The 13,894-nt window shown below is 62.1% G+C and carries 10 protein-coding genes and 5 pseudogenes; 11 read left to right on the top strand and 4 right to left on the bottom strand.

Annotation, left to right across the window (positions count from 1 at the left end):
- Window positions 1–413: 413 nt before the first annotated feature.
- A pseudogene (locus ACVWWN_RS00565) lies at window positions 414–860 on the bottom strand (IS1380 family transposase); the annotation flags it as partial.
- Between the two features lie 360 nt (window positions 861–1,220).
- Between ACVWWN_RS00565 and ACVWWN_RS00560 the strand changes: the two are divergent.
- From ACVWWN_RS00560 to ACVWWN_RS00510, 11 genes and pseudogenes are all read left to right on the top strand, one after another.
- Window positions 1,221–1,373 carry a hypothetical protein gene (locus ACVWWN_RS00560; RefSeq protein ID WP_457142162.1) on the top strand — a complete coding sequence of 51 codons (153 nt, stop codon included), beginning with the start codon at window positions 1,221–1,223 and terminating at the stop codon, window positions 1,371–1,373.
- A complete protein-coding gene (locus ACVWWN_RS00555) occupies window positions 1,370–1,633 on the top strand; it encodes a hypothetical protein (RefSeq protein WP_457142161.1) in 264 nt (87 codons plus the stop codon). The genes ACVWWN_RS00560 and ACVWWN_RS00555 overlap by 4 nt, the downstream gene beginning before the upstream one ends.
- Before the next feature lie 1,551 nt (window positions 1,634–3,184).
- Complete coding sequence (locus ACVWWN_RS00550; RefSeq protein WP_457142160.1) at window positions 3,185–3,784, top strand: sigma-70 family RNA polymerase sigma factor; 600 nt, start codon at window positions 3,185–3,187, stop codon at window positions 3,782–3,784.
- A gap of 225 nt (window positions 3,785–4,009) precedes the next feature.
- Window positions 4,010–4,540 carry a YkgB family protein gene (locus ACVWWN_RS00545; RefSeq protein ID WP_457142159.1) on the top strand — a complete coding sequence of 177 codons (531 nt, stop codon included), beginning with the start codon at window positions 4,010–4,012 and terminating at the stop codon, window positions 4,538–4,540.
- A gap of 528 nt (window positions 4,541–5,068) precedes the next feature.
- Window positions 5,069–5,668 carry a molybdopterin-dependent oxidoreductase gene (locus ACVWWN_RS00540; RefSeq protein WP_457142387.1) on the top strand — a complete coding sequence of 200 codons (600 nt, stop codon included), beginning with the start codon at window positions 5,069–5,071 and terminating at the stop codon, window positions 5,666–5,668.
- A 3-nt stretch (window positions 5,669–5,671) separates the two neighbouring features.
- Window positions 5,672–6,413: pseudogene (locus ACVWWN_RS00535) on the top strand (FAD-binding oxidoreductase).
- 47 nt (window positions 6,414–6,460) lie between these two features.
- Window positions 6,461–6,931: pseudogene (locus ACVWWN_RS00530) on the top strand (SGNH hydrolase domain-containing protein); the annotation flags it as partial.
- A 2-nt stretch (window positions 6,932–6,933) separates the two neighbouring features.
- Window positions 6,934–9,078 carry a glycogen debranching protein GlgX gene (gene glgX, locus ACVWWN_RS00525; protein WP_457142158.1) on the top strand — a complete coding sequence of 715 codons (2,145 nt, stop codon included), beginning with the start codon at window positions 6,934–6,936 and terminating at the stop codon, window positions 9,076–9,078.
- Between the two features lie 423 nt (window positions 9,079–9,501).
- Entirely contained in the window at window positions 9,502–9,921 is a 420-nt protein-coding gene (locus ACVWWN_RS00520; RefSeq protein WP_457142157.1) for an IS30 family transposase, read from the top strand.
- A gap of 720 nt (window positions 9,922–10,641) precedes the next feature.
- Window positions 10,642–11,157 carry a reverse transcriptase domain-containing protein gene (locus tag ACVWWN_RS00515; RefSeq protein ID WP_457142156.1) on the top strand — a complete coding sequence of 172 codons (516 nt, stop codon included), beginning with the start codon at window positions 10,642–10,644 and terminating at the stop codon, window positions 11,155–11,157.
- Window positions 11,158–11,163: 6 nt separating this feature from the next.
- Complete coding sequence (locus tag ACVWWN_RS00510; RefSeq protein ID WP_457142386.1) at window positions 11,164–11,412, top strand: group II intron maturase-specific domain-containing protein; 249 nt, start codon at window positions 11,164–11,166, stop codon at window positions 11,410–11,412.
- On the opposite strand, the pseudogene ACVWWN_RS00505 reads toward ACVWWN_RS00510, so the two are convergent.
- The 3 genes and pseudogenes from ACVWWN_RS00505 to gndA form a co-directional block, all read right to left on the bottom strand.
- Window positions 11,392–11,529, bottom strand: a pseudogene (locus tag ACVWWN_RS00505) (IS3-like element ISMysp3 family transposase); the annotation flags it as partial. The gene ACVWWN_RS00510 and the pseudogene ACVWWN_RS00505 sit on opposite strands and share 21 nt — an antisense overlap.
- A gap of 78 nt (window positions 11,530–11,607) precedes the next feature.
- Window positions 11,608–11,871: pseudogene (locus tag ACVWWN_RS00500) on the bottom strand (isocitrate lyase/phosphoenolpyruvate mutase family protein); the annotation flags it as partial.
- Window positions 11,872–12,136: 265 nt separating this feature from the next.
- Window positions 12,137–13,600, bottom strand: a complete 1,464-nt coding sequence (gndA, locus tag ACVWWN_RS00495; protein ID WP_457142155.1) for an NADP-dependent phosphogluconate dehydrogenase — start codon at window positions 13,598–13,600, stop codon at window positions 12,137–12,139.
- Window positions 13,601–13,894: the final 294 nt, after the last annotated feature.

Here is a 13,894-nt window from a genome sequence, read left to right as displayed (position 1 = left end):
AGATTCTCGGCTCATCAGCCATCATGCCTGTGGCCTGATCGTGTGACATTCTCTCTCTCCATTCGTATCTCATTGCGCCGCTGTGGCCCTGCCGAAGATTCACTGTCTCCCTGGCGCAGAAGGTTGAGGTGGTCCAGCTGTTTGGCCGTTGCGGCTCGGATCAGCGATCACTATCTGTGCGCGTGGGGTGAATTGTCGTCATCCGGCTGCGTATTTCACCCGGGTGAGAGGCCGACGCGGAACAGATCCCCCGCTGGGGGGTCACAGCCATGACGCTTTAGCCTGGATCCGTGGATTGAAGTGATTGGTGTGGTTGGAGGGTGATTGCGGGGGCTGCCGGCGTGTGAGCAGGTGGTAGTCGCTGGTCTGTCCAGCTTTTCCTGTGGTTGTCCGGTCGGGCCTTTCGGCGGTGGTCAGATGATTGCGGGCGTTGGTGGGCTGTAGCCGATGATGGTGCGCCACAATTCGAGCCAATGATCGGTCCAGGGCCAGTGACTGGGTAGGTGCAGGATCGCTCGGCGTTGGGGCCGGACCAGCCGGGCCGGGATGTTGACGACTGTGCGGCGCAGCGTGGCGCCGCGGGCTACCGCATGCGCGCCCCCGGCCAGGACAGCGGCGGCGCGCAGCAGGTTGTGGGCGATCCCCGCGCACAACACCCACGCTGAGTTGGCGCCGAAGCGCCCCGAGGGCATGTGGGCCAAAGGTCCGTCGATCAGGTCGGAGAAGACGGTTTCGATGATCGCGTGCTGACGGTGGGTGATGTCGGCTTCGGCGACCGGGAGGTCGGTGTTGGTGAAGAACGGGTGATACCGCCACACCGGGAACAGGGCGTCTCGGAAGCGGGCGGCTGCAACGACGCGACATCGCCGCTTAGTCGAACCGGGACGACCCATGCCGATCCCACAACATGGAAATGACTCGTCTCAGTAACTCTGCCGGGCGAGCGCGCGCTACGGGCACAACTCGCCGGAAGTTCATTGAGCCGGAGCGCCGGCACCGGGGGAGGGAGTGTCTTGTTGTCACGATGCCGACCGTGGGCAACGGGAGACAACGCTGCCCGCGGCCGCTGCGTCTACCGTCTTTGCGTACCGCGATACGCGGGTCTATCGACTTTGAGTCCCGGTTCCGCATCGATTGCACCCGTCCGAGCGCTCGCGCTTCGTCATCCAAAAAGAAGAACATCCGCGCCCCTTCAATTCTCCCTTTCGATGCTCCGAATCGTGGCTGGGAAGCGGTTATCCGAGCTAGTCCCGCACTGCACATACACCGACCCGGAGGTGGCCCAGGTTGGGGTCACTCCACAGGAAGCGGAACAGTGGGGGATGGTCATCGAGACGCAGCGGATGGAACTGGGGAAGTCGAGCGCGCTGTGATCGACGGCGCCGCCCACGGCTTCGCCGTCCTGTACACGCACGACGGGCGGTTGGTGGGGGCAACTTACATGGCGGAACACGCAGGCGAATCCGTGCCGCTGCTGACGCTGGCCGTGGCCGAGAAGATGACGCCCGCGCAGCTGGCGGCGGTGATCCACTGCTATCCGACGCAAGTGGAAGCGATCCAGCGGGCTGTGGCGCCGTCCTTTCGGCTGAGCCGCGGACTGCGTCGCGCGCCAGCTGGCATCGGGAACGACTGAAGTGCTTAAGACGCCGCTGTCCATTCCCGGTCTAGTTGGCACTTTCCAGATGATCATGACGAGCGCGATGATCTGTCGCCTGCTATCCGAAATTTAACGGGCTACCTCCGCGCTGGAGGCTGCGAAGCGTCGGCCTATTCGTGATGGCCACCTACCATCATTACGCGTACAGCTATCAATCATGTGACGGTTCAAGCATGGCCAACAATATTGTCCACCAGCATCTTCCTTCACATTTGATCAATATTCGTCATTGTCCATGAACAGATTCAGCATCTCGCACAGTATCTCGGTTCAAGAGGCCCTCCTCATTTAGTGACTTCTGTTGAGGCAGACGCTCGGAGGCAATCCACCGAGGTTGTTGAGTGTTGATGATCGTGGCGACTCAATCCGTGTCGTACGGGGGACGGCGTACCCGGAATGTGACCCGAGACATGATACGCCGACAACGACCGCGGCGCACCCGGCGGTAATCGGTTCATCAAATTCGGTGCGGGCGCGGTCAAAGAGCTCGGGCGGCACCTGAAGTGTTGCCGAATATCCGGGCTCGTCGGTGAAGCTGCCGATGTACGGCGACTCGAACACCGAAGCGGCGACGATGGCCGCAGCGTGCTGCTGAGTGTCGATCCCACGCCGTTTGGGCCACTGCCCTTGGGTAGCACAAGTATGGTCGCAAACCCGATGATGATCGACGGTGCCAGGCAAATGCCGTAAACGGGCATCCAAATTTGATTGCGCCGCAAAGCCTCTGGACTCCATGCGGCGAGCAGCGCCGGTCGCGTTCGGCAATATCAGCACGCCACTCCCGATCACACTGACCAAGGTGCTCGTCACTGGTGACGCGCAACGGCCACCATAAGCATGGTCATGGGTACCGCAATGACGATAGCCTTCGTGTTGTGGTCGGGCCTACGCATGTCGCCTGTGTAGCGGTGAGCCTTCCACTCCCCGAGCGCCCCGAACACGACAGGCCGAACATTCAGGGCTCCCCAGACAGGCTTGATACTCCATGCCGCCCCAGCGCCTCTCGTGCTCCTCAGGTTCGCGGAATGCCGAACATATCCGGCGTCGGCCGGCCTCACGACAAGCGACGAGAGTCGCGATGGCGATGATCACGGCACACAGCTGGCGAACGTGTTGGCAGCACGTATGCGCTCCCGGCTGGACCGGCGGTCAGATGCGGTGCAGCCCTCGACCTCTGCCAGCCCAGTGACCTCGCCACCACGGCGATCGCGTTCACCGTCGAGAGTGCCTTGCCGCCGTGGCCACCCTTGGCACCTGACACGCCTGGAGGCTTCGCACCGGAATTGGCCGTATGCGAAGGGGTCCGAGACTGGTCGCCGGTCGGCCCGCGAGCGGCAACGCGACCATCGGCAGTCTCACGCGCACCCTTCGATGCGCTTCCACAGTTCGTCGTGTCGGCGTTGGGCTGCTGAGCGGGAAGCTGGAATTCGGTGCGTCGGAGCCGAAAGCCGTTGCGGCAGAATCACCCGGGTGAATCTGCGGCCCGGACGATGACAACTCACCCCGACCTTAGACAGGGTTAGGCCCATGGCTACAACAGTTGACCACCCGGCAGACAGCGACTCGTTGCTGGCTTCACGCAGCTCAGGGCTCGCCGCGCGGTTCGTCAACGAAGCGCTCCCGTATCTGAGCCAACTCTATGCCAACGCACGCCGAATGACCCACAACGCCGTGGACGCCGAAGATCTCGTGCAGGAAACGATGCTAAGGGCTTACGCCGGCTTCAACACCTTCTCCCAGGGAACCAACCTTCGGGCGTGGCTGTTTCGCATCATGACCAACACCCACATCAACGGTCTGCGCCGCGCCCAACGCCGCCCAAGCGAGTACCTCACCGACGACATCACCGACCAGCAACTAGCCGCCCAGGATCGACACTTCTCGCAAGGGCCCCGATCGACCGAACTCGATGCACTGGATGCGTTGCCCGACCTCGAACTCGCCGACGCGTTGGCGACATTGCCAGTGCAATTCCGGCTGGCTGTTTACTATCGCGATGTCGCAGGACTCCGATACCGAGAGATCGCCGACATCATGGCGTGCTGCGAAGGCACCGTCATGTCACGCCTGCACCGCGGGCGCCAACGATTACGAACCCTCTTGCGAACCACCCATGATCGGATATGAGCCGTAAAGAGGAAATCTAACCAAATCGCGAGCTCGGTCTAAGCTGCGCTTTCAGCCTTGGCAGATTTCGGCTGATGCGTGGCCGCGACGTCCACCGTTTCAGTGTATCTCTGCTCTCCGGGGCGAGGGGCAGGTGGCATTTTCATCCGAATCTGTGGTCACCCTTTCGGGCAACCTTAGATGAGGCTTTTCTGTACAAGAACGTTTCGTTGAGAGGTGCTCTCTATGACCGTGAAAAGTACCGTGTTGCCGGCGGCATTTCTGAATGCCGAGCCGGTAGTGAGATCGGTTGCAAATAATGTTTCCCGTTATGGATTGGCGATCGTTATTGGATGGATCGGAATTTTCAAGTTCTACCCGTACGAGGCTCACAACATCCAACCTCTGGTGTCCAATAGTCCCTTCATGGGGTGGCTCTACAGTTTGTTTAGCGTTGAGACGTTCTCGCTGATGCTTGGCATTGTAGAGGTAATCACTGCCCTTCTGTTGGTAATAAAGCCGTGGTATCCGGCGGTGTCGCTGTTGGGGAGTGTGATGGCGATATTGGTTTTCGTGTGCACATTGACATTTGTCATCACGACACCGGGTGTGGGAGAGGCGTCGGCTGGCGGCTTTCCGCTGTTGTCCATGACCGGCCAGTTTCTCATCAAGGATATTGTTTTATTGGGGGTGTCGATATTGACGCTGGCTGACGCGTTGAGGGCGATCGCATGCCGCGCAGTGTCAACCACAGCGTACGGAGAGTCACCGAAATGACAGTCGTATGATGGATAGGCACTTGTCGTCAAATACTTGGCAAGATTTAGTAAACGGCCCCGGCGAAGAGGTAGACCTGCGGGGTTGGCAGCGCTGCTGGGCCTGCTCGAAGCTCGCGGCGGCGGTGTTGCTCGTGATCAAGCCGCTATCCGCGAAGCTGTCCATCGTGGGCAGCCTACCGGCCATCGTGCTCGTCGTGTCCACCGCTCCTTTCTCTTCATCACTCCAGGTGTAGTGAGCCGGCCGGCGGCGGGTTTCCATCGCTGCTGGGCGAGTTTCTGCTCAAAGGCATTCCGCTGCTAAGGCTTTCCCTCTGGACACTCGCCGATTCGATACCAGCCGCCAGTGGCACTCATCGCGGGAGCTCAGTGAAACCAGCTACAGCCCGCACCGTGTTGTCAATGGGATTCCTTTCCGGTGCCGACGCCCAATTCACGGCCAGCGAAGTCGTTAAGCTACCGAAGGCGGCAGGGGCAGAAAGATATTCAACTCTTTGTTGGAATGATCATCACCACGACGGGAGCACCAATGAGTATCGTCAACAAGGGCTTTGGCGGGCGCCGCGCTGAGTCAGGCCGCCAGTTGCCATCCGGTCAGCATCTGACCGCGGACTTCCCAGTCCTGCACGCGGGACCGACTCCGCGGATCGATCTCGACAATTGGCGGTTCACCATCCGCGACGAGCGTGGCGCCGATCACGTATGGACCTGGGGCCAACTGAAGCTATTGCCTAGCGAGCGGGTCTCTGTCGGCATTCACTGCGTCACCACGTGGTCGAAGCTAGATACCAAATGGGAAGGCGTGTCGTTGGACACGCTTTTCGAATCGATCGACAGGGCGGCCGAATTCGCACTGATCGGTTCCTACGGCGGCTACACCACCAACATCCCGGTGGCCGATCTCCTCGGCGGCAAGGCCTGGGTCGTCTACGGTTACCAGGGTCAACCGCTGCCCGTCGTGCATGGTGGCCCGGCGCGTCTGCTGGTGCCGCACTTGTATTTCTGGAAGTCGGCGAAGTGGGTGAGATCCATCGAGTTGCGCGACAGTGACATACCGGGATTCTGGGAGGGTTTGGGCTATCACGGCTACGGCGACCCGTGGCGGGAACAAACCTACGCTGGTGATTGAGCCGTGGACGATGGTTTGACACGCAAGTTGCGGTGGCGGGTTGCGCGGGTGGTGGACTCGACGCCCGAGACCGAATCTGCGCGCACGATCGCGCTCGCCGTGCCGGGCTGGGGCGGCCACTTGGCGGGCCAACACATCGATCTCAAGCTAACAGCTGAGGACGGGTACTGCGCACAACGCAGCTATTCGCTGAGCAGAACTTCCGACGGTGAGCTCATCGAGCTCACCTTGCAGCAGATCGTCGAGGGCGAGGTCTCGCCCTATCTCATGGGCGTGTGCCCCGGCGAAGAGATTGAACTACGCGGACCCATTGGCGGCTGATTCGTGTGGCGGCCGACCGAGGAGGCCCGGATTCTGTTGGTCACCGGCGGATCGGGCGTTGTGCCGTTGATGGCGATGTTGCGCCAGCGTATACTGATGGGCTGCACGGAGTTTCGGCTTGTCTACTCTGTGCGCAGTCCAGCCGACGTCTACTACGCCAAGGAGTTGGCCCACCTCGAGCGCGACTGTGACAGGCTGCAGGTCGCTCTGACCTACACCCGGGCGGCCGCGCCCCCAGACCGCCCGCCCGCCCGGCCGGATCGGCGTCGGTGATCTCGCAATGCCCGGGTGGACCCCCGACGAAGAATTGCGCATCTACGCCTGCCGACCGACGGGATTCGTGGAATCGGTGGCCACGAAGCTGATCGGGCAAGGGCATCGGCCAGCGGTCATCCGGACCGAGCGATTCGGGCCGAGCGGCTAAACGAGGAAGAAGGAATGATGACAGAACCGACGCATGTCGACGGCAACGCCGTCATGCCGAAGCTTGTCTCTGACCATCCGGACTATGTGTTCACCACCTCGACCCGGCCGTGGAACATTAAGGACGGCGACGTGATGCCGGGCACCTACATCGGCATCTGGCAGGACTCCGCCGACGCCGGGATCCCGGTACTCGCCATTCGTGACACCCCGTGGCTGGTCCGCGACGGAAGGCCCTTCTTCCCCTCCGACTGCCTGGCCAAGGACAGCGATGCCGTCTCCTGCGGCAAGCGCTCTAAGGTACTGTCCGACCACAATCCGACGCTGGATTTCGTCGCGCAGTTCCCTATGCTTAAACCGCTCGACATGAGTGATGCAGTGTGCCGCGAGGACTTCTGCCGTGCCGTGGAGGGAAATGTGTTGCTTTATAAAGATTCTCATCACATCTCCGCGACCTACATGCGCACCATGACCAGCGGACTTGGCCGTCAGGTCGCCGTAGCGACCGGCTGGTGGTGACGATGGTCACAACCGTCTGGCCGGGTACGGCATACCCGCTTGGCGCCACGTATGACGGTGCGGGAACCAACTTCTCGCTGTTCTCAGAGTGCGCCGAGAAGGTCGAATTGTGCCTGATCGCCAAGGACGGCACTGAGGAACGCATCTCCCTCGACGAGGTGGACGGCTACGTCTGGCACAGCTACCTGCCAACAGTCACGCCCGGCCAGCGCTACGGCTTCCGCGTCTACGGGCCGTGGGACCCGCCTGCCGGCCACCGGTGCGACCCGTCGAAGCTCCTGCTCGATCCCTACGGGAAGTCCTTCCACGGCGACTTCGACTTCAGCCAGGCGCTGTACTCGTACGACCTGAACGCGGCGGACCTCGCCTCGGGCGGAACCCCGCCGATGGTGGATTCGCTCGGGCACACCATGACCAGCGTCGTGATCAACCCGTTCTTCAACTGGGCGTCGGACCGTTCACCCAAGACGCCGTACCACGAGACGGTGATCTACGAGGCCCACGTCAAGGGCATGACCCAGACACACCCGGACATCCCGGAGAACCAACGCGGCACCTATGCCGGGCTGAGTCATCCGGTGATCATCGAGCACCTCAAGTCCCTCAGCGTGACCGCGATCGAGTTGATGCCTGTGCACCAGTTCCAGCACGATCACAGGCTCTTGGACCTGGGATTGCGAAACTACTGGGGGTACAACACCTTCGGGTTCTTCGCCCCGCACTACCAGTATGCCGCCAACCAGAACGCCGGAGGCGCGGTGGCCGAATTCAAGACCATGGTGCGGTCGTTCCACGAGGCGGGCATCGAGGTGATCCTCGACGTGGTCTACAACCACACCGCGGAGGGAAACCACCTCGGCCCCACGATCAACTTCCGCGGCATCGACAACGCCGCCTACTACCGGTTGCTCGACGGCGATCTGAGGCTGTACAAGGACTTCACCGGAACCGGCAACAGCCTCAACGCGCGGCATCCGCACACCCTGCAGCTGATCATGGACTCGCTGCGATACTGGGTGCTCGAGATGCACGTCGACGGGTTCCGCTTCGACCTCGCGTCCACGCTGGCCCGTGGGTTCTACGACGTCGACCGGCTGAGTGCGTTCTTCGATCTGGTCCAGCAGGATCCGGTGGTGAGCCAGGTGAAGTTGATCGCCGAACCGTGGGACGTCGGCGAGGGCGGCTATCAGGTCGGCAACTTCCCCGGTTTGTGGACCGAGTGGAACGGGAAGTACCGCGACACTGTGCGTGACTACTGGCGGGGAGAGCCCGCAACCCTTGGTGAATTCGCGTCCCGTCTGACCGGGTCGGCCGACCTCTACGAGGCGACGGGCAGACGGCCCGGCGCGAGCATCAACTTCGTCACCAGCCACGACGGCTTCACGCTGAACGACCTGGTGTCCTACAACGAGAAGCACAACGAGGCCAACGGCGAGGACAATCGCGACGGCGAGAGCCACAACCGGTCGTGGAACTGCGGCGTCGAAGGGCCCACCGACGACGCGGCGATCCTGGCGTTGCGGGCCCGCCAGATGCGCAACGTGCTGGCCACGCTGGTGTTGTCGCAGGGCACGCCGATGATCAGCCACGGCGACGAAATCGGTCGCAGTCAAAAGGGCAACAACAACGTCTACTGCCAGGACTCCGAGCTGTCCTGGATGGACTGGTCATTGTGTGAGAAGAACGCCGACCTCGTCGAGTTCACCAGGAAGGCCGTCGCGCTGCGCAAGGCGCATCCCGTGTTCCGTCGGCGCCGCTTCTTCGCCGGCAAGCCGATACGCACCGGTGAGCAGGTCCGAGACATCGCCTGGCTCACGCCTGCCGGCGAGGAGATGACCCCCGAGGACTGGGCCTCGGGATTCCAATGCGTCGGGGTGTTGCTGAACGGAGACGCAATCACGACTCCTAATGCCCGCGGTGAACGGGTGGTCGACGACTCCTTCCTGATGTGTTTCAACGCGCACAGCAAGGCCCTGAACTTCATCGCTCCCGACCGCGACTACGCACGGCACTGGCTAGGCGCGATAGACACCGCCGACCCCACCGGAGCGACCGATCTGGTCGCCAACGCAGGCGAAAAGTTCTCGTTGCCAGCACGATCACTGCTTGTGCTGCGCAAGACTGCCGGGTTCACCAATCTGAAGTAGCGATCAAGAGCAGCAAGGCATAGCGAGTCTGCCACTCGATAAGCTATCCAACCAGTGCGCAGAGGACTCCCGCGGATCGACGTCGGCGCGCTGCGACTCACTGACGACGAATTTGTGTCGCTGTAGCGGATTTGATGGTCGGGCACCCGGTTAATCAGAGTGTTTGTTAACCGTTGATTATGAGGTGGGTGTTACCGCCGTCTGTCCATAGACCGAGGGGACGCCGACGCGGCCTCGAGTTGTTCCACTCGCAAGCAGCTGGTTGCCGTCGGCATGATCTCCACGAATCCAAGGCGAGTTCAAAACTTGACGATTTCGATTGGTTGCTGCGAGCGGTGCCGAAACTGGCGCGGTATGCAACACGCATGAAGAGTGTGTCGGCGGCACGTGAAATCTGACCCCGGCGCGGCAAGGTGAGTTCTGGTGGAACGCCAGACCCGGATGCTGCGGTTGGTCCACCTGCCTCGCAGTGACTCCGACTCCCTGCACGCCGCCCTGGTCGCTCGCATGCAGGACCTGCCATCAACGTTGATGCGATCGATCACCTGGGACCAGGGCACCGAGATGGCGCGCCACCTCGCCACCGCCGACAAGCTCGGCGCGCCCGTCTACTTCTGCGATTCCCGATCACCCTGGCAACGCGGGACGAACGAGAACACCAACGGCCTGTTGCGCGACTACTTCCCTAAGGGTGTCACCCTCATCAACCATCCACCGGAGCACCTGTTGGCCGTTGAAAGCGAAATCAACCAGCGTCCCCGTATGGTCCTTCAAGATCGTTGTCCGGCTGACTTATTCGCCGCCCTGTTAGCCTCGAATGGTCCGTCAGTGTTGCGACGTTGACTATCCGGCGTGTAGTAGGTCAGCTCGAGATGACTCTGGCGGGCGTGCGCTTTTCTGGCCAGGCGGTGTCGGGCATGTAGGCGACGTGAGCCCGGTCGGCGGCTCTTGCATGGAACGTGGGAAGGCACGCCGCGCACTGCTGCCGAGGATGGCGAGAGGGAGTTGCCGAGCGGCTGAAATGCTAAAGGCACTGAGTACCGTCGCGGGGCGTGCTGGCGGACCGGCCCGGAGTAGCCGAGAAGCCCCCTGCTGGGAGCGGGTGGGGGTAGAGCAAAGGGGCCGGGTCATCTGCGGTGTGTTCGTCCGATCAACCGGGAGCGTGTTTTCCGGGAGGAGTTGGGTGGACAAGCTGAAGCCGTCAGGTAATTCGATTGATATTTCGAAGTGGGAGGTATGGGAGGCCTATCGGCAGGTGAAGGCCAATCAGGCTACGCCGGGATGTGGATGGCGTGACGCTCGAGGTGTTTAAGAAGATCTGAAGAACAACCTGTACAAAATCTGGAATCGGCTGTTCTCGGGACCGTACCCTCCGCCTCCGGTGGAGGCTGTGGAGATACCGAAATCCACGGCGGTGGAACGAGACTTCTTGACGTGCCAACGTTCTCGGAGAGAGTGGCCCAAACTGCGGGGTCCGCACGCTGGAGGTAAAGGTCGAACCGATCTTCATCCAGACTCCTACGCCTACCGACCGTACCGGTCGGCTCTGGACGCGGTGGCGGCATGCCGCAGCCGTACTGGAAGGGCGACTGGGTGATCGATTTGAATATCCAGAAGTTCTTCGACTCCGTGGATCACTCGCTCATGGTAAAGACGGTGACTGTCCGCGCCGCTAGCACTGCCCGACGTGCGACAGCGAGACCGGTGCATCCCGCAAGGGTCCGCGGTCTCGCCGGTGCTGGACAACTTGTCATGCATTACGCGTTCGATATGTGGATGGCCCGGGAGTATCCGGACATCCGGCTCGAACGTTATGCCGATGACGCGGTCGTGCACTGCGTCACCGAACGGCAAGCCGCGACTCTGGTGGCCGCGATCGGGGACAGGATGGAACAGGTCGGGCCGCGGCTGCATCCCGACAAGACGAAAGTTCTGTACTGCCAAGAGGCCAACCGCCGGCTCGACTACGGGCTCACGGCGTTTACGTTCCTGCGGTTCACCTTTGGTGCCCGTACCGCGCGCACGAAACACGGAACGATGTTCGTCGCGTTCCAGCCAGCTATTAGCAAGGAGGCCTAGAACAAGATCAGCGATCAGATCCGCCGATGGCAGCTGCACCGCTGGATCGGGCTCAACCTCGGCAAGATCGCCCGACAGATCAACCCCGTCGTGCGGGGATGGATGCAGTACTACGGAGCCTTCTATCGTTCCGCACTGAATCCCCTCCTGTCGCGCATTGACGCCTACGTGATGCGTTGGATTCGCAAAGAGTACAAACGGCTGCCCACCACCAGGCAAGCCACGGCAGGCTGGCTGCAGCGTCTCGGCGTTTAATCCCAGCCGCTTGGATACCGCCGTGATCGCCGCCCACTCGCTTGGATAGTCATCGCGATGCTCCAACCCCAAACGGACCGCCTTGGCCCCCGTCGCCGGGTCGTATTTGCTCGGCATGTGATGCACCTTCCCAGGAAAGGAGGTGCATCACATGCGGGACGGTTCATAGCAGCCACAGCGGTGAGAGCGGCTGTGTCAGCCGTTGATCAGGTCGATGATGTGGCCGAAATTGAGTTTTGATGCGAGTGCCGTCAAGTCTCCGTTTGCGAGCTTCGCGGCAGCCTCCTGTGTAGCTCCGAGCGCGTGCGCATAGGGATCGACCCCGAGGCTGATCCGGCGGACACCGATCGTCTGCAGTTCCGCGAGGGTAGCCGTATCGTGTGGGCTGACTAGGACGTTGACTGGTTTGGGGGTGACGGCCCTGATGACTGCGCTAATGGCGGCCATGTCCGGCAGGTTCGGCGCGTAGAGTTGGTGTCGTTCATTTCTAGTTCCTTCTTCGTGCGGTTCAGTGTTCGCTGCAAGTGGCTCGTCGTTTCGGTGCCGTGGACGCGGCGATTATGTACTCGGTTGTACCTCCTGGATAGAGTCAGATCCGTCGCGCCGTCTTACTGGCAACGTCGCAATCCCGTTCGCGCCTCGACGCCGGCCCACCGCAATCGGCTCCACCGCTGATGACTGCTGCGTGCCCCGTCCTCATCGAGTCTGCGGGTGATCGGCCCGATTAGGCAGGCAGCTCGGTGCGGTCCCCGCTCCACAGGGTGTGGAACTTCTGGCTCGGATCGGCGTCGATGCGACCGTAGGTGTGGGCTCCGAAGAAGTCGCGCAGGCCCTGGGTCAGCGCGGCGGGAAGCCGCTCGGTGCGCAGCGCGTCGTAGTAGGACAGCGCGGAGCTGAAGCCGGGAATCGGGATGCCCAATTCGGTGGCGGTGATCACGACGCGGCGGCAGCTGTCGATCGCCGACTCGATCGCGCTGCGGAAGTAGGGCGCCACGATCAGCGTCGGCAGATTCGGGTCCCCGTCGTAGGCCTCCTTGATCCGGTTGAGGAACTTCGCGCGCACGATGGAGCCGCCGCGCCAGATGGTGGCCATGTCACCGGGCGTGATGCCCCAGTCGTACTCCTTGCTACCGGCCTGAATCTGGTTGAAGCCCTGGGCGTACGCGACGATCTTGGACGCGTACAGCGCCTTGCTGACGTCATCGGTGAACCTTGCGGCGTCGGTCGGCTTGGGCCCGAGGTTGCCCGAGGCCAGTCCTGTGGTGGCCTTGCGCTGCGTGACCGAGCCGGACAGGGCCCTGGCGAAGACGGCTTCGGCGATACCGGTGACCGGCACCCCGAGGTCGAGCGCCGACTTCACCGTCCAGCGGCCGGTGCCCTTCTGTTCGGCCTCGTCGAGGATGACGTCGACGAGCGGCTTGCCGGTCTTGGCGTCGACCTGCTTGAGCACCTCTGCGGTGATCTCGATGAGGTAGCTGTCCAAGTCACCCTTGTTCCACTCGCCGAAGACGTCGGCGATCTCGGGTGCGGTCTTGCCCAGCCCGTCGCGCAGCAACTGGTAGGCCTCGCCGATGAGCTGCATGTCGGAGTACTCGATCCCGTTGTGCACCATCTTGACGAAGTGGCCCGAGCCGTCGGGGCCGATGTGCGTGCAGCACGGCACGCCGTCGACGTGCGCTGAGATTTCCTCGAGGAGCGGGCCGAGCGACTTGTAGGACTCCGCCGGGCCGCCGGGCATGATCGACGGCCCGTTCAGCGCACCCTCCTCGCCGCCGGAGATGCCTGCGCCGACGAAGTGCAGGCCACGTTCGCGAACGGTCTTCTCGCGGCGGATGGTGTCGGTGTACAGCGCGTTGCCACCATCGATGATGATGTCACCTTTTTCCATGGCGTCGGCGAGCTCGTTGATGACGGCATCGGTCGGGTCGCCTGCCTTGACCATGATCAGCACCCGGCGCGGTTTCTGCAGTGCGGCAAGAAATTCCGGGATCGTCTCGCTACGCACGAAGGTGCCCTCCGAGCCGTGCACCTTGAGCAGCGCATCTGTCTTGGCGACCGAGCGGTTGTGCAGTGCGACGCTATAACCGTGGTGGGCGAAGTTGCGGGCGATGTTGGAGCCCATCACGGCCAGACCGGTGACCCCGATCTGAGCGGTTGCCGTGGTGTCGGAGTTTGCAGACGAGCTCATACGGGGGCCTTTCATCTTTGGTTGTGGCCGAGTGGTTTCGACAGCTGAGTGCTTAGGCGATGAACAGTTGGCGTAGTTCGGTCAGTCACGGCACCACCAACGCCAGGGTCGGCACGACGAGCACGGCTGTCGCGGCGAGATAGCCGCCGCTGGCCGATCTCACGGCGCGATAACCGGACGGCCGGCCGCCCAAGAACCTTAAGCTCCCTGGGCGTCAGATCCGTACCATGCGACATGTTACTCTCAACGGACCAAATGGTCCTTTCTATTCCCTCCCGGGAAACCCATAAAACG

This window comes from Mycobacterium sp. URHB0021, from assembly GCF_054057895.1.
Note: the sequence above shows the minus strand (reverse complement) of the source record. Positions and strands in the feature narration are given on the sequence as shown.

Coding starts and splice junctions, on each gene's coding strand:
- ACVWWN_RS00550 (WP_457142160.1), top strand. CDS start 3,185: ATGGCTACAACAGTTGACCACCCGGCAGACAGCGACTCGTTGCTGGCT.
- ACVWWN_RS00545 (WP_457142159.1), top strand. CDS start 4,010: ATGACCGTGAAAAGTACCGTGTTGCCGGCGGCATTTCTGAATGCCGAG.
- ACVWWN_RS00540 (WP_457142387.1), top strand. CDS start 5,069: ATGAGTATCGTCAACAAGGGCTTTGGCGGGCGCCGCGCTGAGTCAGGC.
- glgX (WP_457142158.1), top strand. CDS start 6,934: ATGGTCACAACCGTCTGGCCGGGTACGGCATACCCGCTTGGCGCCACG.
- ACVWWN_RS00515 (WP_457142156.1), top strand. CDS start 10,642: ATGCCGCAGCCGTACTGGAAGGGCGACTGGGTGATCGATTTGAATATC.
- gndA (WP_457142155.1), bottom strand. CDS start 13,600: ATGAGCTCGTCTGCAAACTCCGACACCACGGCAACCGCTCAGATCGGG.